At 67.3% G+C, this 25,115-nt stretch carries 18 protein-coding genes; 6 read left to right on the top strand and 12 right to left on the bottom strand.

Annotation, left to right across the window (positions count from 1 at the left end; all coding sequences use genetic code 11):
• On the bottom strand, nucleotides 1–1,887 hold the full coding sequence (locus AC5P7R_RS08880) for an EAL domain-containing protein (RefSeq protein ID WP_478436060.1): 1,887 nt from the start codon (nucleotides 1,885–1,887) through the stop codon (nucleotides 1–3).
• A gap of 44 nt (nucleotides 1,888–1,931) precedes the next feature.
• A complete protein-coding gene (locus AC5P7R_RS08875) occupies nucleotides 1,932–2,549 on the bottom strand; it encodes a DUF4126 domain-containing protein (protein WP_019661497.1) in 618 nt (205 codons plus the stop codon).
• Between the two features lie 179 nt (nucleotides 2,550–2,728).
• Here AC5P7R_RS08875 and AC5P7R_RS08870 point away from each other — a divergent pair, with 179 nt between their 5' ends.
• The 5 genes from AC5P7R_RS08870 (at nucleotide 2,729) to ampE (ending at nucleotide 6,465) form a co-directional block, all read left to right on the top strand.
• Nucleotides 2,729–3,472, top strand: coding sequence for a DUF6776 family protein (locus tag AC5P7R_RS08870; RefSeq protein ID WP_478436059.1), 744 nt, complete (start codon nucleotides 2,729–2,731; stop codon nucleotides 3,470–3,472).
• Between the two features lie 4 nt (nucleotides 3,473–3,476).
• Complete coding sequence (locus tag AC5P7R_RS08865; protein ID WP_006398829.1) at nucleotides 3,477–3,941, top strand: bactofilin family protein; 465 nt, start codon at nucleotides 3,477–3,479, stop codon at nucleotides 3,939–3,941.
• A 31-nt stretch (nucleotides 3,942–3,972) separates the two neighbouring features.
• Nucleotides 3,973–4,365, top strand: a complete 393-nt coding sequence (gene erpA / locus AC5P7R_RS08860; RefSeq protein ID WP_005419789.1) for an iron-sulfur cluster insertion protein ErpA — start codon at nucleotides 3,973–3,975, stop codon at nucleotides 4,363–4,365.
• Nucleotides 4,366–4,525: 160 nt separating this feature from the next.
• Nucleotides 4,526–5,431, top strand: a complete 906-nt coding sequence (nudC, locus tag AC5P7R_RS08855) for an NAD(+) diphosphatase (RefSeq protein WP_134735180.1) — start codon at nucleotides 4,526–4,528, stop codon at nucleotides 5,429–5,431.
• A gap of 146 nt (nucleotides 5,432–5,577) precedes the next feature.
• Nucleotides 5,578–6,465: a regulatory signaling modulator protein AmpE gene (gene ampE, locus AC5P7R_RS08850; RefSeq protein ID WP_021203729.1), complete on the top strand. Its 888-nt coding sequence runs from the start codon at nucleotides 5,578–5,580 to the stop codon at nucleotides 6,463–6,465.
• A 478-nt stretch (nucleotides 6,466–6,943) separates the two neighbouring features.
• Here ampE and AC5P7R_RS08845 read toward each other — a convergent pair whose 3' ends face one another.
• From AC5P7R_RS08845 to AC5P7R_RS08800, 10 genes are all read right to left on the bottom strand, one after another.
• Nucleotides 6,944–7,369, bottom strand: coding sequence for a DUF2752 domain-containing protein (locus AC5P7R_RS08845; RefSeq protein ID WP_021202136.1), 426 nt, complete (start codon nucleotides 7,367–7,369; stop codon nucleotides 6,944–6,946).
• A 43-nt stretch (nucleotides 7,370–7,412) separates the two neighbouring features.
• The gene (locus AC5P7R_RS08840; RefSeq protein ID WP_019661492.1) at nucleotides 7,413–7,691 is read right to left on the bottom strand and encodes a CD225/dispanin family protein; all 279 of its coding nucleotides are present in this window, start codon (nucleotides 7,689–7,691) and stop codon (nucleotides 7,413–7,415) included.
• 34 nt (nucleotides 7,692–7,725) lie between these two features.
• Nucleotides 7,726–8,013, bottom strand: coding sequence for a CD225/dispanin family protein (locus AC5P7R_RS08835; protein WP_005419784.1), 288 nt, complete (start codon nucleotides 8,011–8,013; stop codon nucleotides 7,726–7,728).
• A 182-nt stretch (nucleotides 8,014–8,195) separates the two neighbouring features.
• Complete coding sequence (locus AC5P7R_RS08830) at nucleotides 8,196–10,085, bottom strand: MFS transporter (RefSeq protein WP_021202135.1); 1,890 nt, start codon at nucleotides 10,083–10,085, stop codon at nucleotides 8,196–8,198.
• 99 nt (nucleotides 10,086–10,184) lie between these two features.
• Nucleotides 10,185–10,979, bottom strand: a complete 795-nt coding sequence (locus tag AC5P7R_RS08825; protein ID WP_021202134.1) for an SDR family NAD(P)-dependent oxidoreductase — start codon at nucleotides 10,977–10,979, stop codon at nucleotides 10,185–10,187.
• Between the two features lie 141 nt (nucleotides 10,980–11,120).
• On the bottom strand, nucleotides 11,121–13,298 hold the full coding sequence (gene yccS / locus AC5P7R_RS08820) for a YccS family putative transporter (RefSeq protein ID WP_021202133.1): 2,178 nt from the start codon (nucleotides 13,296–13,298) through the stop codon (nucleotides 11,121–11,123).
• 182 nt (nucleotides 13,299–13,480) lie between these two features.
• Entirely contained in the window at nucleotides 13,481–15,538 is a 2,058-nt protein-coding gene (locus AC5P7R_RS08815; RefSeq protein ID WP_478436058.1) for a TonB-dependent siderophore receptor, read from the bottom strand.
• Nucleotides 15,539–15,864: 326 nt separating this feature from the next.
• Nucleotides 15,865–18,987 carry an efflux RND transporter permease subunit gene (locus AC5P7R_RS08810; protein ID WP_019661487.1) on the bottom strand — a complete coding sequence of 1,041 codons (3,123 nt, stop codon included), beginning with the start codon at nucleotides 18,985–18,987 and terminating at the stop codon, nucleotides 15,865–15,867.
• 31 nt (nucleotides 18,988–19,018) lie between these two features.
• On the bottom strand, nucleotides 19,019–22,252 hold the full coding sequence (locus AC5P7R_RS08805) for an efflux RND transporter permease subunit (protein ID WP_111098934.1): 3,234 nt from the start codon (nucleotides 22,250–22,252) through the stop codon (nucleotides 19,019–19,021).
• A 74-nt stretch (nucleotides 22,253–22,326) separates the two neighbouring features.
• Nucleotides 22,327–23,571 carry an efflux RND transporter periplasmic adaptor subunit gene (locus AC5P7R_RS08800; protein WP_021202129.1) on the bottom strand — a complete coding sequence of 415 codons (1,245 nt, stop codon included), beginning with the start codon at nucleotides 23,569–23,571 and terminating at the stop codon, nucleotides 22,327–22,329.
• Nucleotides 23,572–23,757: 186 nt separating this feature from the next.
• On the opposite strand from AC5P7R_RS08800, the gene AC5P7R_RS08795 reads away from it, so the two are divergent.
• A complete protein-coding gene (locus tag AC5P7R_RS08795; protein ID WP_031269365.1) occupies nucleotides 23,758–25,077 on the top strand; it encodes a M20 family metallopeptidase in 1,320 nt (439 codons plus the stop codon).
• The last annotated feature ends 38 nt before the right edge of the window (nucleotides 25,078–25,115 follow it).

Raw genomic sequence — 25,115 nt, 5'->3', positions numbered from 1 at the left:
TCAGAGCACCGCGTTGTGGAAGTCGAAGTTCAGGTCGCTGCCGGCCGACTGCACCATGTTGCCCTGGATGTAGTCGACGCCGCCGACCCACATCGCCGCGGCGGCCTGTGGGTCCTCGATCTGCTGCCCGATGATCTGCAGCCCGGCCGCATGTGCCTGTTCGATCGCCTTGCGCAGTTCCTCGCGCGTGGCCGGGTTGGCATGGCTGCTGGAGAAGCGCGCGGCCATGCGCACGAACGACAGCGGCAGCTGGGTCAGCAGGGCGTCGGCTTCGCCGCTGGGCTCGAACTGGCTCAGGCAGAATCGCACCCCGGGGCCGGCCATGCGCTGGCAGAACTGTTGCAGCGGCACGGTGTGGATCAGTGCGTCGGGCAGGCGCACGTCGATCACCAGCGCACTGCCCGGCAGGTCACGCTGCTGCAGCGATTCCAGCAGCCAGTCGGCGAAGGCGTCGCGCTGCAGGGTGCGCAGCGACTGCGAGACGAACAGGTTCAGCGGCGGCGTGGCGTGCCGGTAGAGATCCAGCAGGCCCAGCGCGTGCTCCATCACCTGCTGGTCGAGGTCGGCGATACGGCCTGCCGCTTCGGCGGCCGGAATAACCTGGCCGGCCGCCAGCACCGTGCCATCGGCCTGGCGCAGGCGCAGCAGCAGCTGGTACTGCGCGGTGTTGCCACCGGCGACGGCGACGATCGGCTGATAGGCCAGCTCCAGCTGGCCTTCCAGCAGTGCCAGGTGCTCCTGTTCGGTGACGGCCTGGCGGTGCACATGGCCCGCCACACCGGCGCTGAGCAGGCGTGCCTGCAGGGTGGTGCGCTCGATCGCTTCCAGTGCAGCGTTGGCATCGTCGAAGCCCGGCGACAGCGGCGCATAACCCACCACGCCGCGCAGGTGCACCGATTCGTCGTCGCGGATCACGAAGGCACGCGCCGACAGCTGCTCGCGCAGGGAAGCGGCGATGCCTTCCAGGGCATCTTCGTCGGCGTTGCGGGCCAGCAGCAGGAAACTGTTGTCGTTCAGGCGTGCCAGCAGGTGTGGATGGCCGGCCTCGGCCAGGCGCTGCCCGGCCTGTACCATCAGGCGCTCGAAGGCGGCATAACCATAGCGTTCGCGCAGCCCCAGCGCGCTGGCCACTTCGATGAAGAACACACCGCCCCGGTCGCGGTGGGCGAGTGCGGTGTTGAGCTGCTGCAGCACGTGATGGCGCGTCGGCAGGCCGGTTTCCGGATTGCTGGTGGCCGGCACGCCGCTGGCACCGGGCAGGGTCGCGGCCTGCGCACGTGCGCGGCGGATGCGGTTGGCCACGGCGGCGATCAGGTGGCGCGGGCGGATCGGCTTGCTCAGGTAATCGTCGGCGCCGCTGTCGAGCACTTCGAACTGGCGCTCTGGATCCGGATCGCCGCTGAGGAACACGATCGGCAGCAGCTGCAGGCCGGGCTGCTGGCGGATCAGTGCGGTCAGTCGCATGCCATCCAGTCCGGGCAGGTGCAGATCCATCAGGATCAGGTCGGGACGGTGTTCCTTGATCGCCTGCAGCGCGCCATCGGCGTCGCTGTGCACGATCGCCTGCATGCCGGCGCCGTGCAGCACGCTCTGCGCGAACAGGGCCTGGGCGCGGTCGTCCTCGACGATCAGCACGCGGTAGGGCGAATCGGAGGCCAACGGCGCCTGGTCGTTGTTGCCAGCCTCGGTCAGGAAGGCCGGGCCCGGCAGAGGCGGTGGCGCGCTGCCGATCGATGCGGGCATGTCGGAGCTGGCCAACGGCGGAACCACTGCGGGTACTGCGGCGACCGCGCTCGCCGGCTCCGCGGCCCAGCGTTGCCAATGATCGGCCGGAGGGGATTCAGCGCGTCCCGGGCGGGCGCCCGCGGGGGATTCGTTTGCGGCCATCGGTGCTCCTGGTGTTCGCGTCCATTATGCGACAAGCCCGAGGTTCAACCGGTACCCGGCTGGCGCGGACCGTCCGGCGACGCACTGCGTGCCAGCCAGCGCACGCCCTTCCACAAGGTGCGCCAGACCAGCCACACCAGCAGCGCGCCCGCCAGGCTGCAGGCCAGCACCACGATCAGCGCGATCCACGGGTGCGCCAGGGCCAGGGCCAGGCCCCCGACCACCACGGTGTCCTCGGCGGCGGAGGCCACCCAGTTGCTGGCAGGCTCGGGCGAGGTATTGAGCAGGGCACGGGTGCCGGCTTTCAGTCCATGGCTGGCCAGCGCGACACCGGCACCGGCAGCAAGTGCGCCGGTACCCAGCTGCCCATCCGGCGACAGCGTGGCTGCGGCAAGGAAGGCACCTGCGGGTACACGTGCCAGGGTCTGCACCAGGTCCCACGCCGAGTCCACGCCGGGAATCTTGTCGGCGAAGAATTCGGTCACCGCCAGCGCCGCCGAAGTGCCCAGCACCCACCACGATTCAGTAGCCTGCAGGGCCGGGGGCAGGTCGACCCAGCCGAGCAGGCCGGCCAGGCCGACACCGAACACGGTGAGGTAGACGCGGATGCCGGCCAGCCAGGCCAGCAGGATGCCGATCACGAACAGGTGGGCTTCGGTCATGGCGATGCTCCGGCGACGGAACTGTGCAGGGGACCACACTATCGACGATGGCATGCCTGAACGCCACAGACCGTGGCTCGCTGCTGCGCAGGAAACCCACCCGTCCTGTCATACACTAGCCCGTCGTTTGCCACAGGGGCCGTACCGGTGTCGCCCTTGCGATACCCCGGAAACCACCCATGACCAACCGTCCTCCCATGCGCGTGCAGGTCCGCCTGCCCGGCGCGCCGCAACCGCCTGCCGACCGTCGCCGCCTGCTGGTGATCGGCAGCATCTGGCTGCTCAGCCTGGTGCTGGCCGTGCTCGGTGGCTGCTGGATGGCCACCCCGCGCGATGCCCAGGGCCAGCGCCTGCAGGCCGCCGAGAAGCGTGCCGAGACGCTGCAGGCGCAGCTGACCGAACTGCGCCAGAAGCAGGCCACGCTGGAAGCCTCCGACCGCATCAGCCGCGCTGCCAACACCGAGGTGCAGTCCTCGCTGGCCGAGCGCGATGAGGAAATCGCCGGCCTGCGTGCCGACGTTGCCTTCTATGAGCGCCTGGTGGGTTCGACCAGCCAGCGCAAGGGCCTGAACACCCATTCGATCGAGTTCAGCCCGGAAGCGGCCGGCACCTGGCAGTACACCGCCGTGCTGACCCAGAACCTCAACCGCGGCGCCATCAGCCAGGGGCAGATGCGCTTCACCGTGGAAGGCGTCAGGAACGGCAAGCTGGCCACGATCAGCTGGGATGATCTGCACCAGCGCAGCAAGGTACCGGGACAGGATTACTCGTTCCGGTACTTCCAGCAGCTCACCGGCAGCGTGATGCTGCCGGCTGACTTCACCCCGCAACGCGTGCGGGTGACATTGGGGAGTGGTACGGGGGGTACCACCCAGGTATTCGACTGGAAACAGGCCGGTGCGCCGGCCGCCAAAGGGGAGTAGGCAGATGTTCGGAAGCAGCAAATCCAACCGTGAAGGCCAGCTGGTGGTGGATGCCCTGATCGGCAACCAGGTGGTGATCCGCGGTGATGTGGAATTCAGTGGTGGCCTGTACGTGGAAGGCCGCATCCATGGCAAGGTGATCGCCGCCGAAGGCGCCAGTGGCGCGACCCTGACGGTCGCCGAGCATGGCGTGATCGAGGGCGAGATCCGCGCGCAGGTGGTGGTCATCAGCGGCCGCCTGGACGGCGATGTACACGCCACCGAGAAGGTCGAACTGACCCCGAGCGCACGGGTCAATGGCAACGTCCATTACCAGGTGGTGGAGATGAATGCGGGCGCCCAGCTGAACGGCCGCCTGATCCATGCCAGCGCCCCGATGGCGGCCCTGCCGGCGCCGGAAGGCGATGAGGCCAATGGCGGCAAGGGCGACACTGCTGCACGCCGCAAGCTGGCCGAGGCGATGGCTTGAAAGCCATCCCCGGCACCCCCATGCTGGCATCATGAGCACGCTAGTCTCCCTGCCCGGCGCCACTCCGGTTGCCGCGCCCGATTACCAATCGCTGGAGCGCCCGCTGAACTTCACCGAGTCGGCGGCCGCCAAGGTCAAATCCCTTATCCAGGAAGAGGGCAACCCCGACCTGGCCCTGCGTGTGTACATCGAGGGCGGCGGCTGTTCGGGCTTCCAGTACGGGTTCGAGTTCGACGAGAACCGTGCCGAGGATGACCTGGCGGTACAGACCAGCGGGGTGACCCTGCTGGTCGATCCGCTGAGCCTGCAGTACCTGATGGGCGCCGAGGTGGATTACACCGAGAGCCTGACCGGTGCCCAGTTCGTGATCCGCAACCCGAACGCAAAGACCACCTGCGGCTGCGGCAGCAGCTTCAGCATGTAAGAGCCCTGTGGCCAGGATGTGCCAACCACGGTTGGCACCCACCAGAGCGGATCAGTAGATCCACGCCGTGCGTGGATGCTCTGTGCCTCCATGCACACAACAGCAGATTGCGCACAGCGCCGACCTTGCCACCCGCATCGATTGGCGGCACGCTTGCCGGATGCCCAATACTTCTTCGCCGCTTTCCGGTTTCGCCTTCGTTGGCGAACCGCTGGAGCGCGCCGATGCCCTGCGCGACGATGCCGATGCACTGGCGCGCCTGTGGCCGGGTGCGCGCATTCTCGTGCTCGATCAGGACGGCAGCGCCTTTACCGGCGATGACGACCAGCCGCTGGCGCTGGCCGGCGCCGACATCGGGGGGGGGCCCGGCTCCGCGATCTTCCTCGGCCTGCGCGGGGAACAAGCATGGTTCTCGGTTGAAGCCGCCAGCGTCACCGTCACCGCACCACGTCGCCTCGACCTGCGCCAGGCCGCGCTGCTGTGGTCGATGGCCGATGCGACCGCCTTCAGCTATGCCCGCGGCATGTCTTACTGGCACTCGCGCACCCGCTTCTGCGGTGTGTGCGGCGGCGCCGTGGCGTTTGCCCGAGGCGGCTTCGTCGGCCGTTGCGCGCAGTGTTCCACCGAGCACTACCCGCGTGTCGATCCCGCCGTGATCGTCGCCGTGGAGAACCAGGGCCGGCTGCTGCTGGGCCGGCAGTCGAACTGGGCCCCGCGTCGTTACTCGGTGCTGGCCGGCTTCGTCGAACCCGGCGAGACGTTCGAGCAGACCGTGGTGCGTGAAGTGCACGAGGAGAGCAAGGTGCGGGTGACCGCCTGCCAGTACCTCGGTTCGCAGCCGTGGCCGTTCCCCGGCGCGCTGATGATCGGTTTCCGTGCACAGGCGCAGGATGACCTGCCGACTGTGGATGGCGAACTGGAAGACGCGCGCTGGTTCACTGCCGATGAGGTTGGCGCAGCATTGGCACGCGATGTGGACGACGATGGCCAAGGCATCCGCCTGTCGCCGCCGATCTCGATTTCGCGCGGCCTGATCGAACACTGGTACCGCGAGCAGCAGGGCTGAACCGGCCTGCGGCAGGGCCGGTTGTGGCCGCTGTATTGCCGCCACCTGAACACGGCCCGGGTTACAGTCCGGTTCACCGCTGAGGGGCGCCGCTGCGACAGGTAAGGTAACGGCGCCGAGCGTTCCGTTTCGTAGGGAGACCTGCCATGTTCACCACTCTGGCCGCCGTGCTGGTGGCACTGGCCCTGGGCCATGTTGCCCCGGCCGCTGCCGCCTCGCTGCGCCGTTTCGACGGCTTCCGGCGCTGGCTGGGCTGGCTGGACGCGCATGGCGGAAAGGCGTGGCAGGGACCGGCCGGTGTTGCATTGGCACTGCTGCCGCCGCTGCTGCTGATGGCGCTGCTGGCATGGCTGCTGCGCGGGGTGCTGTTCGGGCTGCCGTCGCTGATGCTGGGCGTGGCGGTGCTGGCCTGGTGCTGGGGGCCGCGTGATCTGGATCGTGATATCGAAGCGATCATCGATGCGGACGACGCCGCAACGCGTCAGGCCGCCGTGCGCAACCTGCAGGCGGCCGGTGGCAGCCTGCGCGAAGACGTGCCGTCGCTGGTCGAGGCCACCGTGCTCAACGCGCTGCGGCGCTGGTTCGCGGTGCTGTTCTGGTTCCTGCTGCTGGGCCCGGCCGGTGCGCTGGGGTACCGGCTGCTGGCGCTGATGGCGGAAAGCCCGATGCGTGCCCGCGTGCCGGTGGAGCCGCTGGCGCTGGCGCAGCGCCTGCTGGGCTGGATCGAGTGGCCGGTGGCGCAGCTGATGGCGTTTTCGATGGCGCTGGTGGGCAACTTCGATACGGCGTGGAAGGCGTGGCGCCAGGCGCATGGCGAGCGGCTGGCCGGCACCATCGGGTTCCTGGGCGCGGTGGCGCGGGCCAGCGTCAACGCCGAGCTGCGCGAAGATGCGCACGATTACACCGAGGCCGGGCTGTTGCCGGTGTGGCAGCGGCTGCCGGACCTGCGTGATGCGATGAGCCTGGTGTGGCGGATGCTGCTGCTGTGGCTGGCGATCCTCGCGTTGCTGGTGATTGCAGGCTGGGTGACGTAGGTGTTCTGGCAGGGCTTGCAGCCCTGCACCTGCAGAGGCGACAGCAACAGCAACAGCAACAGCAACGGCAGGATTGCTGCGGGTTGGCGGGGTGGGTCGGATGGCGGGGGACGCCGTGAATCCGTCCATGGAGGCTTGGTCGCCGCATCCATGCGGCTCACACCCCCGCCATCCGACCCACCCCGCCTTCGACAGTTTTCCGTGCACTGACGTTCTGTAGAGCCGAGCCATGCTCGGCTCCGAGCGAGCGGAGCGAAGCGATCCGCTTTTGATCTTCTTTTTCTTTTCCGTGGCGGACGCGCACGGAAACTGTCCGTGGCCGGGCGGGTGGGCTGCGCAGGGGCGTGAGCCGCATGGATGCGGCGACCGAGGTTACATGGACGTACTTGCAGCGACCCCTGCGCCGCCCACCCACCCGGCCAACCCCATGATCGACGAACGCCGCCCACCACGAGGGGCTGCGCCGTTGGCTGGAAACCTAGATCGGCGCCAGCGCGGTAAACGGTGCCCACGGCAGGTTGCGCAGCAGCGCATACCCAGGCAGCACCCAGAGCCAGAACACAGGATTGGCCAGCACCCGCATGAGCGGGTCGAGCAGGCGTGGGCGGATGCCGGCGATGTTCAGCAGCATCAGCAACAGGAACGGCAGGCTGATGACCAGCAGCGGGTTCATCGCCATCGCGCCGGGCAGGTCGAAGTGGACCAGGGAATACAGGCAGCGCGTGCTGCCACAGCCCGGGCAGTACAGGCCGGTCAGGGCGTAGAGCGGGCAGCTCGGCAACGGATTGCCGGTGACATACGGATTGACGTTGCGCAGGAGCACCGTGGCGCCCGCGGCCAGGCCGGCGGAAACCAGCAGCGGCGCCCAGCGGGCGAACCGGGAACGAGCAGGAAGCGCGGACATGCAACAACGGATCCGGCGCAGGCGCCGGATCCGTCCAGGCGTATCAGTAGCCGCTGTTGCTCATCGCGCCCATGCCGCCGAGCACAACGAAGAACAGCACGTACAGCACGACCACGACGGCCCAGGCGATGGCCGACCAGATGGCCCACTTCTTGGCCTTGGCGGCGGAGTCCTGGGCGCCGGCAATGTCGCCAGCGGCCAGCTTGCCGTTGACCTGGGCGGCATAGACGATCGACACGATGCCGGCCGGCAGGCAGCAGAACAGGGTGGTCAGGATCGCCCAGACCAGGTTGTTCGGGACCTGCGGAGTGGCGGTATTCATGGGTTCAAGCTCCTTGATGGGTGGTGGTGGTAGATCATTGGTCGGAAAGAGCGCCCAGCACGGCCAAGCCGCCGAACAGCCCGAACCACAACAGCAACAGGACCGGCAGGGCCACGGCCGAAGCCACCGCCCACCAGCCCGCCTTGCGCGACGCACTGTAGGCCCCCGGCAGGTCGCCGGCCGCGCGGCGGCCATCGACCTGGGAGGCATAGACGATCGACACCACGCCCAACGGGAGGCAGCAGAACAGCGTCGTCAGGATCGCCCAGACCAGATGGTTGGGGATGTAGACCGGACGGCTGAGCGGTGGTGGTTGATTCAAAGCAAGACTCCATTCCTTGGTGGCCAGCCGTGATGTATCGGCCGGACCTCCCCCCTGTGGGTGCGTAATCTACCGCAACCGACGTTGCATGTATGCGTTTACAGTCACGACATGTCGCGTACGTCACCGGACGGTGGCCTATGCGGGGGAGGCTGCCGGGCCCGCTTGGCGGGCCGGGTCCGTCAGGCGTGATCGCCGCGCAGTGCCCGCACCTGGGCCTCCAGCACCGGGGCGCTGGTGCTGTGGCCATCCACGGCCGGCGCCGCGACCACTTCGACGGTGGCACGGAAACGGCGCGGCACCCGCATGCGGCCCAGGCGGCTGTCGCGCCGGCTCCACATGCTCGACCACATGCCGCGCAGGGCCATCGGCACCACCGGCACCGGCCGCCGTTGGAGGATCTTCTCAACGCCCGACTTGAACGGGGCCATCGCACCATCCCTGGTCAGCGCACCTTCCGGGAAGATGCAGACCAGCTCACCTTCGGCCAACGCGGCGTCAATCTCGTCGAACGCGCGCTGCATCAGCGCCGGGTCTTCGCGCGCGCCGGCGATCGGGATCGCCTTGGCGGTGCGGAAGATCCAGCGCATCACCGGGATGTTGAAGATCCGGTAGTACATGACGAAGCGCACCGGGCGTGGAATCGTCGCCGACAGGATCAGCGCGTCCATGTAGCTGACATGGTTGCAGACCAGCAGCGCGGCGCCTTCGTCGGGCACGTTGGCCTCGATGCCGTGCGGGCGCAGCCGGTACAGCGTGCGCACCATCAGCCAGCTGAGGAAGCGCATCAGGAATTCGGGGACGATGGTGAAGATGTAGATCGCCACCAGCGCGTTGGCGATGGCCAGCGCCAGGAACTGCTGCGGGATGGTCCAGTGCAGCAGCGTGTGCGCGGCCAGCGACAGCAGGGCCGCAGCGACGATGAAGCCGGAATTCTGGATGTTCAGCGCCGCGAACACGCGCGACATCTGCGCCTTCGGCGTGCGGCTCTGGATCAGCGCGAACAGCGGCACCACGAAGATGCCGGTGAACAGGCCGATGCCGACCAGGTCGATGACGATGCGGCTGCTGCCCGGCTGCTGCAGGAACGGCCCGATGGCCAGCCCCTGCACGGTCGCCTCGCCGCTGCGGGCGAAGTACAGGTCGAGCAGGAACGCGGTCATGCCGAACGCGCCCAGCGGCACCAGGCCGATTTCCACCGTGCGCGCCGACAGCTTCTCGCACAGCAGCGAGCCGATGCCGGTGCCAACCGAGAACAGGGCCAGCGCAAAGATGTACAGGGTTGGCTCACCGCCCAGGTTGGTCACCGCATAGGCCGGTAGCTGCGAGGTCAGCACGGTGCCGACGAACCAGAACCAGGACACGCCCAGGATCGAATTGCGCACGGCTTTCTGCTGGCGCGCCATGCGCAGCACCGCCAGTGATTCCGGCAGCGGGTTCCAGTTGATCTTCAGGTTCGGGTCGCCGGCATCGACCTTGGGAATCAGGCGCGCGGCGATGTTGCCGCAGATCGCCAGCGCGATGATCGCGCAGGCCGCCACCACGGTGCCGTGGCTGCCGGCCACGGTGAACACCAGGCCGCCGACGATCATGCCGGAGAGGATCGACATCGAGGTCCCCATCTCGACCAGGCCGTTGCCCCCGGTCAGTTCCTCGGGCCTGAGCACCGACGGCAGCACCGAATACTTCACCGGGCCGAACAGGGTCGATTGCATGCCGGTGCAGAACAGGGCGACCAGCAACACCGGCAGGCTCTGGGTCAGGAAGCCGGCGGCCGCCAGCGACATGATCACGATCTCCATGGTGGTGGTAATCACGATCAGCCGCGATTTTTCCAGTTTGTCGGCGATCTGCCCGGCCAGTGCCGAGAACAGGAAGTAGGGCAGAATGAAGATGGCCGGTGCCAGCGTGGCGTACAGCCCCAGCTCCTCCTCCGGCACGGCCATGAACAGCAACATGCTGATGATCGCCTGCCGGTACACGTTGTCGTTGAACGCGCCGAGTGCCTGGACCACGAAGAACGGCAGGAAACGGCGCTGGCGCAGCAGGGCGAACTGGTTGTGACCGGACATGGAGCCTCCTTGACCGGCGCAGCCTAGCATTCCTGCCCATCTGCTGTGGGTACGGACCTGTGGGTGCGGACCCGTTGGTCCGCACACCTGCCAGCACCCTCAGACGATATCGTCGACCACGCCGCCGTCCACGCGCAGCGCCGCGCCGGAGGTGGCGGAAGCCTGCGGCGAGGCCAGGTACACCACCATGTTGGCCACTTCCTCGACCGTGGCAGTGCGCTGGATCACCGAGGATGGCCTGTGTGCCATCACGAACTCGCGGCCGATCTGCTCCAGCGGCTTGCCGCTGCGCTGGCGTTCATCCTCGAACATCGCCGCGAAGCCATCGGACAGGGTCGGGCCGGGCAGCACCGCGTTGACGGTGACGCCACTGCCGGCCACGCGCTTGGCCAGGCCGCGCGACAGCGACAGCTGCGCGGTCTTGCTGACCCCGTAGTGGATCATATCGGCGGGAATGTTGCGTGCCGATTCGGAGGAGATGAACAGCACGCGACCCCAGCCGGCATCGACCATCGCCGGCAGCAGTGCCCGCGACAGGCGCACACCGGACATCACGTTGGTCTGCCAGTAACGCTCCCAGGTGGCATCTTCGGTCTCGAAGAAGTCCTCGGGGCCGAAGACGCCGGCGTTGTTGACCAGGATGTCGACCTTGGGCAGGCCGGCCAGCAGCGTATCGACGCCGGCCGCATCGGAGAGATCGGCGGCCACGCCGATCACCTCGGCACCCGGAACGGTAGCGAGCAGGCGCTGGCGGGCGCGTTCGAGACTGTCGGTGCTGCGGCCGTTGAGAATGACCCGCGCACCCGCCGCGGCAAGACCCTGGGCGATCGCCAGGCCGATGCCGGCGGTGGAGGCGGTGACCAGCGCGGTGCGGCCGGCGAGTTCGATCTTCATGGGGGATTCCAGTACCAGGGGATCACCCAGTATCCGCGCGGGAACGTGATCGGGATGCATCGCAAGGCGCAACACACGGTTGCACACGGCGCAGTAGATCCACGCCACGCGCGGACGGGATGTCCGACCAGCGACAAGGAATCAGGTCAGGTTGGTCACTGCCTCATTGGCCGCTGCACGCACCTTCGGCAGCATCCGCAGCACCAGCGCCATCTGGGTACGGATCAGCTGCAGTTTCGGCGGCATCGCCTCGTCGATCTGCTCCAGCTCGGCGGCCACCGCGCGGTCTGAGTCGTTGTCATCTTCCGCAACGGGTTGCCGCGCGGTCAGCGCCGTCGCCAGCTGCTGAAGTGCCTTGCGCACGCGATCGCCCGCGGCCAGCGCCAGTGGATCGCCAGCATAGCTGTCCACCTGGTCGCGGTGCGCACCCAGCGCCGACAGATGCCCCAGCAGCGTGTTGGACAGCGCCAGGAAGCGGAAGCCGGCATCCAGATTGCGGCGCACATGGCCGGGTTCGCGCAGCATGTTCGACAATGCGGTGGACAGCGCGGCGTCGGCGTTGTGCATGTCGCGGCGGGCGATGCGGTAGGCCAGGTCATCGCGCATGCCGCTGCGGTACTGGCCCAGCACCGAATCCAGGTAGCGAGCCGCAGTGTCCAGCACGCGTGCCAGGACGAGATGCAGCTGCCGGCCCTGCCAGTCGGGCAGGATCAGGAATGCGGCGACGGCGGCGATCGCGCAGCCCAGCAGCGTATCGACCATGCGCGGCACGATCAGCACGAAGCCGTCGCCGATAAGGTTGAAGCAGGTCAGCGCCATCACCGTGATCGCCGCCGATGCCACCAGGTAGCGATCGGTACGGGTGAAGAAGAACAGCAGCGCCGACAGCAGTGCGATCAGCAGCTGCACGTGCAGCTGTGGGAACAGCTGCAACAGCGCCCAGGTCAGTACCAGGCCGGCCACGGTGCCGACGATGCGTTGCGCCAGGCGCTGGCGGGTGGCACCGAAGTTGGGGCGGCACACGAACACGATGGTCAGCAGCACCCACGAGCCGTTCTGTGCATTGAACAGGCGTATCGCGGCAAAGCCGGCGATCAGCGCCAGCGCCATGCGCAGGCCATGGCGGAATAGCACCGAGCCGGGCGTGAGCTGCTGGCGGATGCGCACGCCCATCTCGCGCAACGTGTGCGGGTTGCTGTCGCGCAGGCGGGTGTCGACGTTGTCCAGACTGGCCTCGGAGCGCTCCGCGTCCAGCAGGCGGCGCTCGATGCTGCGCAGGTTGTGCACCAGCAGGTCCAGAGAACCAAGCAGGCGCTGCCACTGCGGGCGCTGCTGGTCACGCAGGTAGGCCAGCGCATCGGCCAGATCGCGTCCGGCCTGCTGGTTGCTTTCGCCATACACGAACGGACGGCGCAGGCGGATCGCTTCGCCCAGGCGCGCGCAGGCCTGGCCCTGCAGGTCGAGCAGGCGCTGGCAGCGGTACAGCACATCGCTGTGGAAGAAGGCGTCGACCAGCGCGCCATAGGGGTAGTGCGAGGAACTGGCGCGCTCGTGGAAATCCTGTGCCATGTAATAGAGACGCAGGTACAGACCGGAGTTCACGCCCGGCCGCCCGGAACGGCCGAAGCGGGCCAGGATCGCTGTCTTGGCCTCGTTCAACGCACCGACCACACGCCGGTTCTGTTCGGCCAAGTCGAGTTGGCGACGTTGCAGGTCTGCTTCCCTCACCGGCTCGAACAGCGCGGCCTTCAGCTGCAGGTAGCGGCCCAGTTCCTGATACAGCCGCGCTACGCGTTCGCGCACCGGACGGTTGGCGAACAGCGCGGTCCACAGGATCGAAAGCAGGCCGTACCAGACCGCACCGGCCAGCAGGTGGCTGACCGCGTCCAGCGCGCTGTGCAGGTCGCCGGCGCCATGCTGCTCCAGGCCGATCATGGTGTAGATCGCCAGCGTCACCGTCGCCTGGGCGATCGACGCATAGCGCTCGCCGAGCGCACCGAGCAGGGTCAGGCCGAAGGTGGACAGCGCCAGCGCGCCAATGAAGATCCACGGCCACGGGAACAGCCAGATCACCGATGCTGCGGCAAGGCAGAAACACAGCAGCGACAGCAGTACCGCCTTGGTGCGGCCCCACCAGTTGTCGTCGGTCTCGGCGATGGCGCTGGCGATGATGCCGAGAAACACGCCGGGCAGGGCGGTGAGCGCGTCCAGCTGCCAGCACACGGCAAGCGCTGCGGCCAGGGCGATGAACACCCGCAGGCCATAGCTGGCCTTCTCGTGGGCCCACAGGCGGCTGAGGCGGGATTGGCGGGCGGACATGCAGGCTCGGTGGAAGGGTCTTCCACCATTATTGCGGGCCACGCGTGAAATGGTAGATCCACGCCACGCGTGGATGATTTTCCGCTCGATACGCGGTAGTGCCGGCCGTTGCCCGGCTCTTCATGCGCCCGGACGAAGGTGCGAGGAGCCGGCCGGCGGGCGGCACTACGGGGTTGCCGGGGTTACATGTCGAACCGAACGCTCACCGCGAACGTACGCGGCAGGCCGGCGCCAGCGTTGGACCAGTACTTCCGGTTGGCCAGGTTCTCGACGCTGGCACGCAGGGTCACCGGGTGGCCCGAGGCAAGCAGCCGGTAGCCGACGCCGGCATTCACCAGCGTGTAGTCGGGCAGCTTCAGGGTGTTGTCGGCGTCGTACCAGACATCGCCGTAGTAGCGCACGGCCGCATACGTTTCCAGGCCGTCCACCCACGGCAGCTGGTAGGTGGCATGCATGACGCCGCTCCAGCGCGCGGCACCGGCGGTACGGTTGCCTTCCTGTGCGGCGCTGGCCGGCGACAGCCTGTCGTAGGTCGGGTCCAGCCAGGTGACGCCACCGCCGACCTCCAGGGCATCGTTGAGGTGTAGGTCGGCACTGGCTTCGATGCCTTCGTACAGCGTGATGCCGTCCTGCACCAGGCGCTTGCCGGCAGGCGTGAGCTCATCGATGTTGGCGCCACGCTCCAGCCGGAACGCCGCCAGGTTCGCATTCCAGCGTGCCCCCTCGACCTTCGCGCCGATCTCGTACTGCGTGCTGATGGTCGGGTCGAGCACGTCGCCGGCGTTGACGTAGCTGTTGCCCACGCGGCTGCCCGCTTCCAGCGATTCGATGTAGCTGGCGTAGAGGGTGACGGCATCGCGGGGCTTGAACATCACCGCGTAGGTCGGTGTGACCGGGTAGGTGTGGTAGCGGCCCCTGGTCTCGTAGTCGTTGTAACGCCAGCCTGCCAATACCGACCAGCCACTGCCGAGATCGACGGTATCGCTTGCGAACACCGCTTGCTGCACGGCTTCGTCGCCACGGGTCATCACTCGTGAACCGACGGCATCGTGGCGGATGGCGTGGCGCTGGTACAGGTTGCCGCGGCCGATCAGGTTCCATTCGTAGGGGCGGTCCCAGCCCAGCCCGGTCTGGTGGCTGATGCCCGCCACCACCTGATGCTGCAGCGGGCCAGTGCGGAAGCTGCCCTGCAGCATCGCCTGGGCCAGCTTCCACTCGCTCTTGCCGCCCAGTTCGTAGACGTTGACGTCATAGTCGCCGTTGGGATTGTCGATGTAGGCGAAGATCTTGTTGACGTCGTTCCACGAGGTGGTGACGCCGTAACTCAGGCTGGCTTTCCAGTCGCTGTTGATCTGCCAGTTCAAGCCGGTCGACAGCAGGCTGGATCGGGTGTCGTAGTAGGTGCCGGGCACGCTGTTGTCGGTATCCCCGGCAATCGGTCGCGGCAGCGATGTCAGGCCACGGAAGTAGTACTGCGGCGATTCTTCGCGCAGATCGCGTGACTGGAATACGCCGTCGAAGGTCCAGGTCAGTACATCGCTCAGGCGGGCATCCAGCGAGAGTGCGCCAACCTTGCGATCGACGTACCCACCATTGAAGGTCTCGCCCTTTTCCTGGAAGGCGTTGAAACGGTAGCCGAACATCTGCTCGTTGCCGAAACGTCCGCCAACGTCGATGCCGCCGCTGACGATGCCCTGTTCACGCCAACCCAGCTGGGCGGAGAAGGTGGGCGTGTCCGTCGGCTTCTTGGTGATGTAGTTGACGATGCCGCCGGGTGCACCGAACCCGTACAGGAAGCCGCCCGGGCCTTTCAGCAGATCGACCTGTTCCATCACTTCCAGCGGCCATTCGGTACCCCAGGAAGAGACCTGCAGGCCATTGACGCGATAGCTGTCAAAATTCAGTTCGATACCGCGATTGCGGATGGGTGAGCTCCAGCCGCTGGCGTAGGCGCTGACCTGGGTGGTGACCGAAGGGTCGAGCAGGAAGGCTTCGCCCAGCGAGACCACCTGGCGCTGCTTGATCTGCTCGCGGCCAACAGCGGTGATCGCAAACGGAGTGTCGCGCAGGGCGCGGTCGCCCAGTGCGCCGGCGTCGGTATGGGTGCGTTCGGCGGTGACATTCACCGCATCCAGATCGGTGGCTTTGCGGCTGACGGCCGGCGCTTCGGCATGGGCAGCGCAGGCGGCGGACAGGGCGGAGGCCAGCAGGGCCAGGCGGGGGAGACGGGAAGGCAGCATCGATGGTGGTCCTCGACGGACGGCCACAGGCCATCCGCCCACGGGTGGGGGAAGGGGCAGTGGCTGGGATCACGCAGGCTGGCCGGGGAAGGCAGCGGGGCGCCGCAACGGGGCGCAGGACCGTGGCTGGATGAGAATTGTTCTCTTTTCGTTACGGCACGTCAAACCTGGAGGCGTGCGGACCAACGGTCCGCACCCACGGTCCGTACCCACCATTCGCATCCACGGTAGTGCCGGCCGCTGGCCGGCAGATTCGCCGTACGGAGAAAGCCGGCCAGTGGCCGGCTCTACCCCCGTAGATCCACGCCATGCGTGGATGGGCCGCTCTACGCCCGCTGCGCGCGCTTGAGCAGCTTCGCTTCGCGCCTGCGCGCGCGACGGGCCCGCCAGCGTTCGGCCAGGCACGAGAAGATCACGTACAGCGCCGGCGTGCTGAGCAGGGTCAGGCTCTGCGAGAACAGCAGGCCGCCGATCATCGCGATACCCAGCGGACGACGCAGTTCGGACCCTTCGCCCAGGCCGATCGCCAGCGGAACCGCTGCCAGGATCGCCACCATCGTGGTCATCATGATCGGACGGAAGCGCACGATGCTGGCCTCGCGTGCCGCCTCGCGCGGCGCCAGCCCATGCTCGCGCTGCGCCACCAGCGCGAAGTCGATCATCATGATCGCGTTCTTCTTGACGATGCCGATCAGCAGCACCAGCGCGATCATCGAGATCACCGACAGTTCGGTGTTGGTGCCGAACAACGCCAGCAGCGCACCGACGCCCGCCGCCGGCAGCGTGGACAGGATGGTGACCGGGTGGATCAGGCTCTCGTAGAGCATGCCCAGCACCAGGTAGACGGTCAGGATCGCGGCAAACACCAGGATCAGCATGTCGCTGGGATCTGAATTGAAGCCGAAGCCCGCGTCGTCGGCCAGGCGGATGTCACCGGGCATGCGCATGCCGGCTACGGTGGCGTCGATGATCGCCTTGGCTTCGCCCATGCTCACGTTCGGAGCAAGGTTGTAGCTGAGGTCCATCGTCGTGTACTGGTTTTCATGGGTGATCTGCGACGGTGCCAGGCCGGGCACCTGGGTGGCCACCGCGGTGATCGGCACCATGTCGCCGTTGCGCGCACGCACGTACACCTCATCCAGCGCCGCCGGGGTGGCGGTCTGCGAAGGCAGGGCATTGACCACCACGCTGTACTGGTTGATGTCCGAATAGATGGTGGAGATCTGGCGCTGGCCGAACGCACCGTACAGCGCGCCGTCGATGGCGCCCACCGTGATGCCCAGGCGCGCGGCCTTTGCGCGGTCGATCTGGATGTTCTGGCGCAGGCCGGCATTGTCCACGTCGGTGCCGACGTCGCGCAGCTTCGGGTTCTTCTTCAGCTCCGCCTGCAGCTTGGGCAGCCACTCCTGCAGTGATGCCAGGTCGTTGCCCTGCAGCGAGATGCGGTACTGCGCGCCCTGGCTTGAGCCGCCGCCGTCATTGCTGGGCAGATCCTGGATAGCGCGCAGGCGCAGTTGCAGGTCGGGGTAGCGGTCGGCCTTGGCGCTCAGCCGCGCCAGGGCGTGCGCGGTGGTTTCGCGACGGCCTTCCCTGCGCGATTTCAGCTCGATGTTGAACTGCGCACTCGACCCCTGGCGGCCGCTGCCCAGGCGAACGCCCACGGTCTTCACTGCCGGGTCGGCCATCAGCATGTCGGTGATGCGACGCTGGCGGCTGACCATGTCCTCGAAGGAAACAGTGGCGCTGGAATTGGCCCGGCCCCAGATCAGGCCGGTGTCCTGCGGCGGGAACGCACCCTTCTTCACTGCACCGAACAGGAAGATGGTGGCGGCGATCAGCAGCAACGGCGTCAACGACAGCAGCAGCGCGTGGCGCAGCGAGAAGTCGAGGAACACGGTGTAGATGCGCAGCATCCGCTCGTGGCCGGCATCGAGCCAGCGGCCGAAACGCGACGGCGGCGCGCTGTGGTCGTGCGCACTGAGGAAGCGGCTGCACAGCGCCGGGGTCAGCGTCAGCGAGACGATCATCGAGACCACAATGGCCGCCACCAGGGTGACGGTGAACTCGCGGAAGAACGCGCCCATCATGCCGCTGGCGAACAGCAGCGGAATGAACACCGCCACCAGCGAGGCAGTGATCGAGACGATGGTGAAGCCGATCTCGCGCGCGCCGGTCAGTGCCGCCTGCATGCGCGGCATGCCCTCGTCGAGATGGCGCATGATGTTCTCGATCACCACGATCGCATCGTCCACCACGAAGCCGATCGCGATCACCAGCGCCAGCAGGCTCAGGTTGTTCAGGGTGAAGCCCATCACGTACATCACCAGCGCCGCACCGGCCAGCGACAGCGGCACGGTTACGGCGGCGATCAGCGTCGGCGCCAGCCGGCGCAGGAACAGCGCCATGGTCAGCACCACCATCGCCAGGCTGATCAGCAGGGTAATCTGCACTTCATGCAGCGACGAGCGGATGGTCGGCGTACGGTCGAAGTACGGCGTCATCGTGGTGCCGGGCTGCAGGTAGTCGCGCAGCGCGGGAATCTGCGCCTTGACCCGGTCCACGGTCTCCACGATGTTGGCCCCGGCGCGGGTGAACACGTACATCACCACCGCCGGCTTGTGGTCGAACCAGGCGGCCTGGTAGGCATCCTGCTGGCCGTCATAGACGTTGGCGATGTCCTTCAGGCGGATCACCCGGCCATCGCCCTGGGTCTTCACCACCAGGTCGGCGAAGTCGGCTGCACGCGCGACCGAATCGTTGGCGATGATCGCGGTGGTGGTATTTCCATCGCTGAGGAAGCCGGTGGGCGAGGTGACATTGGCTGCGCGTACGGCGTTGCGCAGATCATCGGCAGTCAGGCCCAGCGCGTTCATCAGGCGCAGGTTGACGTCCACGCGCACGGCCGGCGTCGAGGCACCGGCGATGTCCACCGAGGCCACGCCGCTGATCTGGCGGATGCGCTGTGCCAGCAGCGAATCGGCGACGTTGTAGAGCTCGTCGGCCGACTGCGTCTGCGAGGTCAGCGCAATGGCGATGACCGGGTCGTCGTTCGGGTTTGCCTTCTGGTACATCGGCGAGCCCATGCCCGAGGGCAGGTCGGCCTGCGCCGAGTTGATCGCGGTCTGCACGTCCAGCGCGGCCGAATCGATGTCGTGGCCGCTCTGGAAGATCATGAACACCAGCGAGCTGCCTTCCGAGCTCGACGAGCGCATGCGGTCGATGCCCGGCAGCTGGCCGAGGTGGCGTTCCAGCGGTGCGGTGACCGTGGACGCCATGGTTGCCGCATCGGCGCCGGACTGGCTGGCGTGCACGAAGATCACGGGGATCTCGATGTTCGGCAGCGCCGACACGCCCAGGCGCAGGTAGCAGATCAGGCCGACCATGAACAAGCCGATGGCCAGCAGCGCGGTGCCGATCGGGCGGCGGATGAAAGGGCCGGACAGGTTCATCGTGCGGCCTCCCGCAGCAGCGGGGCGTGGATCATGCCTGCGGCTCCTGCAGCGAACCATTGCGCAGCGCGCGCTGTTCGCGGCGGCGCGCCAGCCACTCGGAGAAGCGCTCCATGTACAGGTAGATCACCGGCGTGGTGTACAGCGTGACCAGCTGCGACAGCAGCAGGCCGCCGACGATGGCGATACCCAGCGGGCGGCGCAGCTCCGAACCGATGCCGGTGCCCAGCGCCAGCGGCAGTGCGCCGAGCATTGCCGCAGCGGTGGTCATCATGATCGGGCGGAAGCGCAGCAGGCAGGCGCGACGGATCGCTTCATGCGCGTTGGCACCGGCGCGGCGCGCCTCGATCGCGAAGTCGACCATCATGATGCCGTTCTTCTTGACGATGCCGATCAGCAGCACGATGCCGACGATGCCATCCACCGACAGGCTCAGCCCGCACAGCATCAGCGCCAGCAGCGCGCCGACACCGGCCGGCGGCAGGGTGGAGATGATCGTGATCGGGTGGATGTAGCTCTCGTAGAGCACGCCCAGCACGATGTAGATCACCACCAGCGAGGCCAGCAGCAGCCACACCACATCGGTCTGGCTGCCGGTGAATTCAGCGGCCTTGCCGATGAATTCGGCATGCAGGTGTGCCGGCATGTCCAGGCTGTCCTTGGTCTCCTGGATCGCTCGCACCGCTTCGGACAGCGAATAGCCCGGCGCCACGTTGAACGACACCGTCACCGCCGGCAGCTGCTGCTGGTGGCTGACCACCAGCGGTGCGCTGCTCACCTTGCCTTCGGCCAGCGCCGACAGCGGAATGATGTTGCCGGCGCCGACAGTGATGCCGGTGTTCTGCGCGCCGATGCCGGTGGCGGTGGACGAGTTGGAGGAGGTGACCTGGCCGAAGCTGGTGGCATTGGTGCCGGTCAATGCGCCGGCGCCGTTGGAGGCGACCGCCAGCTGTTCCATCAGCGCGGTGCTGGTGCGGAACTCCGGTGCCACTTCCAGCACCACGCGATACTGGTTGAGCTCGGTGAAGATGGTCGAGATCTGGCGCTGGCCGAACGCATCGTAGAGCGTGTCGTCGATGGTCTGCATCGGCACGCCCAGCACGCTGGCCTTGTCGCGGTCGATGTTCAGCTCCAGGGCGCGGCCCTGGCTGGACAGGTTGTTGTCGACGTCGGCCAGTTCCGGGCGCTTGCGCAGCGCTTCGGTCAGGCGCGTGGCCTGGGTCGCCACCGTCGCCGAATCCACGTCCGACAGCGAGTACTGGTACTCGGTGGCGGCCACACGGGTATCCAGGGTTACGTCCTGCACCGGCTTCAGGTAGAGCGCCACCCCCGGAATGCCGGCCACTGCCTTCTGCAGGCGCGGCAGGATCTCCTCCAGGCCATCGCGCTCGCCGCGTTCCTTCAGCACGATCGACAGCTGGCCCTGGTTGAGCGTGGGGTTCATGCTGCCGGCGCCGATGAAGGCCGACACGCCGGTCACGTCCGGATCCTGGCGCAGCGCTTCGGCCACCTGCCTGGTGCGCTGCTCCATCTGCGGGAAGGCGATGTTCTGGTCGGCCTGCACCACGCCGGTGATCAGGCCGGTGTCCTGTTCGGGCAGCAGGCCCTTGGGGATCAGCACGTACAGCAGCACGGTCAGCACCAGTGCGCCGCCGGCCACGGCCAGGGTCAGGCGCTGGTGGCCTAGCACCCAGTCCAGGCTGTGCTCGTACAGGCCGACGGTGCGCGTCCACAGGTTCTGCTTGCCGGCCGCCGCCGCGCGCTCATGCGCGTCCTCGCCCTCGGGCAGGGCATCGGGCTTGAGCAGGTAGGCACACATCATCGGGGTGAGCGTCAGCGAGATCAGCATCGACAGCACCACCGCGATGCTCAGCACCCAGGCGAACTCATGGAACAGGCGGCCGGTCACACCGGGCATCAGCAGCAGCGGCAGGAACACCGCCACCAGCGAGATGGTCAGCGACAGCACGGTGAAGCCGATCTGGCGTGCACCGATCTCGGCCGCTTCCTTGCCGCTCTTGCCCTGTTCGATATACCGCACGATGTTCTCGATCATCACGATCGCATCGTCGACCACGAAACCGGTGGCCACCACCAGCGCCATCAGCGAGAGGTTGTCCAGCGACATGCCGGCAAAGGCCATCACCGCGAAAGTGCCGGCCAGCGAGAGCGGTACCGCCACCGAGGGAATGATCGTGGCCCACAACCGGCGCAGGAACACGAAGATCACCGCCACCACCAGGCCGATGGTGAGGATCAGGGTGAACTGCACTTCGTGCACCGAGGCGCGGATGGTCTCGGTACGGTCGTTGAAGATCTCCAGGTGCACGTCGGCTGGCAGCACGCCCTGCAACTGCGGCAGGATCGCGCGGATGCGCTCGACCGTCTGCACGATGTTGGCACCGGGCTGGCGCCGCACTTCCAGCAGCACCGCCGGCTTGCCATCGGCCCAGGCGGCGAGCTGGTCGTTCTCCACGCCATCGACCACCTCGGCCACGTCCGACAGCCGCACTGGGCGGCCGTTCTTGTAGCTGATGATGGTGTCGCGGTACTCGGCGGCGCTGGCCAGCTGGTCGTTGGTGCCGATGCTGTAGGACTGGGTCTTGCCGTTCAACGAGCCCTTGGGCGCATTGACGTTGGCCTGGGTGAGCGCGCTGCGCAGCTGTTCCAGGGTCAGGCCCATGTTCGACAGCTGCGCCGGATTGACCTGGATGCGCACGGCCGGGCGCACGTTGCCGGCAATCGAGACCAGGCCGACGCCCTGCACCTGCGACAGGCGCTGGGCCAGGATGGAGTCAGCGTAGTTGTTGACATCGCGCAGCGGACGCGTGTCAGACGTCAGTTTCAAGGTAACGATGGCCGCGTCAGCCGGGTTCACCCGGTTGTAGACCGGCTGGTAGGGCAGCGACGAGGGCAGGGTGGCCTGGCGTATCGCCGCCTGTACGTCCTGCGCGGCGATGTCGATGTTCCGATCCATCGAGAACTGCAGGATGATCGTGGACAACCCGGCCGACGAGTCGGAGGTCATCAGCTCCAGCCCGGAGATCTGCCCGAACTGGCGCTCCAGCGGCGTGGTGACCAGCGAGGCCATGGTGGTGGCGTTGGCGCCGGGGTACTGGGTGGTGACCACCAGGCTGGGCGCATCGATTTCCGGCAGCGCCGACACCGGCAGCTTGCGGTAGCCGAGGATGCCCAGCAGCAACAGGCCCGCCATCAACAGCGAGGTGGCGATCGGGCGGCGGATGAAGATCGTCGAAAAGCCCACGGACTGATCCTTGCTGGCACTTCAATGTCGGCGCCGACGAGCATGCCGGCGCGAGGGAGAACAGTCGCCTGCGCTCAGCGCGGGCCACCACCGCGACGGCCACCGCCGCCACCGTTCTTCTGTTCGGCCGCCTTCAGCTCGGCCTCGGTCGGTGCGGCCGGGGTCTGGCCCGGCTTCAGTGCGGTGACCTTGCTGCCCGGCTTCAGGCGGAACTGGCCTTCACTGACCACCCGCTCGCCGCCCTTCAGGCCTTCGGCAATCTGCACCTGGCTGTCGCCCACTTCCACGCCGCTGCGCACGGTCTGCATCTTCACCGTGTTGTCGCCCTGCACGACATAGACGTATTCGCCATCCGGCCCACGCAGGACGGCCTGGGTCGGGATGACCACGCCACCGGCAATCGTGCGCAGCTGCATGCGGACGTTGACGAACTGGCCCGGCCACAGGCCATTGTCGGTGTTGTCGAAGACCGCACGTGCCTTGAACGTGCCGCTGTCCGCACTGATCAGGTTGTCGACCACGTCCAGCTTGCCGTCGCCGGACAGAACATGCGAGTCGGCGCGGTCCAGCGCGGCCACCGGCACCGTGCCGGCGGCCTGTGCCTGGCGCACATCACCCAGCTGGCGCTCGGGCAGGTTGAACAGCACGTGGATCGGATGGATCTGGGTCAGCGTGACCAGCGCGGTGCCGGCGTTGACCACGTTGCCCGCGTCGACCGCGCGGATGCCGGCGATGCCGGAGATCGGTGCGGTGACCTTGGTGTACTGCAGCTGCACCTGCGCCGAGCGCATGCTGGCCTCGTTGGCCGCCACCGCGCTTTCGTACTGTGCCACTTGGTTTCGTTGTGTATCCAGATCGGTCTTGGCGACGTACTGGCGATACTCCGGTGCGTTCGAGCGCTGGTAGTTGGAGCGCGCGGTGGCCAGCAGCGCCTCGTTCTGGCGCTTGGCCGCAGCGGCCTGGTCGTAGCTGGCCTGGGCGGTGCGCGGGTCGATCACCGCCAGCACGTCGCCCTGCTTCACTTCCTGGCCTTCGCGGAAATTCAGGCTCATCAGCTGGCCGCCGACCTGCGGGCTGACGGTCACGGTGTTCATCGCAGTCACCGTGCCCAGCGCGCTGGCATACACCGGCACGTCCTGGCGCGTGGCATCGACCACGGTCACCGGCACCGGGCCGGCATCCGGGTCTTCGCCGCCCTGGCGCGCGCCCGCAGCGGGTTTTCCAGCCTTGTCCTTGCCGCCGCCGATGACGCGCAGGCCGACCACGGCCAGCACCAGCACTGCCACGACCAGCAGCACGATCTTCCAAACACGTGACATTACGAGGACTCCAAGAGGGCTGGACCGGGCGGAGCCCGGCGGGCAATGCGCAAAGCATACCTGTGCCACATCACGTTTCCTGCATGACGGATGGGACGGGCGCTAAGACCGGATGCCGCGCCGGAGGTTCCCGTGGCGGCAGTGTTGCCCTACATTCAGCTGGAACCCCCTGCCGTGGAGATTGTGATGCGCCGTTCGCTGCTGCTGTCCGCCCTGCTGCTGGCCCTGCCGGCCCTTGCCCACGCCCAGGACGGGCAGCGCCCGGAAGTGACCGCCGCCGCGCAGCGGCTGCAGTCCAAGGTGATCGAGTGGCGTCGTGATTTCCACCAGCACCCGGAGCTGTCCAACCGCGAAGTGCGTACCTCGGCCGAAGTCGCCAAGCGCCTGCGGGCGATGGGCCTGAAGCCGAAGACCGGCATCGCCCACCACGGCGTGGTGGCGATCATCGAAGGCGGCAAGCCGGGCCCGAAGATCGCATTGCGCGCGGACATGGACGCGCTGCCGGTGACCGAGCAGACCGGCCTGCCGTTCGCTTCCAGGGTCACTGACCAGTACCGCGGGCAGACCGTGGGCGTGATGCATGCCTGTGGCCACGACGCGCACACCGCGACGCTGCTCGGCGTGGCCGAAGCACTGGTGTCGATGAAGAAGGACCTGCCGGGCCAGGTGATGCTGATCTTCCAGCCGGCCGAGGAGGGCGCGCCGCCGCCGGAAGAGGGCGGTGCCGCACTCATGCTGAAGGAAGGGCTGTTCGCCGATTTCAAGCCGGAGGCGGTGTTTGGCCTGCATGTGTTCTCCAGCGTGCAGGCCGGCCAGATCGCGGTGCGTGGTGGCCCGTTGATGGCCGCCTCGGACCGTTTCGGCATCAAAGTGATCGGGCGCCAGACGCATGGCTCGGCACCGTGGAACGGTGTTGACCCGATCGTCGCCACCGCCGATCTGGTCGGCACCGCGCAGACCATCGTCAGCCGCCGTGCCAACCTGTCCAAGCAACCGGCGGTGCTGACCTTCGGCGCAATCAACGGCGGCATCCGCTACAACATCATTCCCGATGAAGTGGAGATGGTCGGCACCATCCGCACCTTCGACGAAGGGATGCGCCAGCAGATCTTCGCCGACCTGCGCAACGTGGCCGAGCACACGGCCGCCGCGCACGGTGCCAAGGCGGTGACCGACATCTACGAATCGGAGGGCAACCCGGCCACGGTGAACGACCCGGCGCTGACCGCGAAGATGCTGCCGAGCCTGCAGGCGGTGGTGGGCAAGGACAACGTATACGAGCCACCGTTGCAGATGGGCGCGGAGGATTTCTCGCTGTACGCGAAGGAAGTGCCTGGCATGTTCTTCTTCGTCGGTTCCACCAGCGTGGGCATCGACCCGGCGACGGCGCCGGCCAATCATTCGCCGAAGTTCCTGCTGGATGAGAAGGCGCTGGATGTGGGTCTGCGTGCGCTGCTGCAGGTGAGCCTGGATTACCTGCACGGTACCGGTACGCCTGCGGGGTGAGGGGTGTTGGCAGGGCTTGCAGCCCTGCACCCGCCGAG

It is taken from the genome of Stenotrophomonas sp. YJH_SMC_27 (assembly GCF_059369815.1).
The sequence above is the reverse complement of the archived record's forward strand: the minus strand, read 5'-3'. Positions and strand labels throughout refer to the sequence as shown.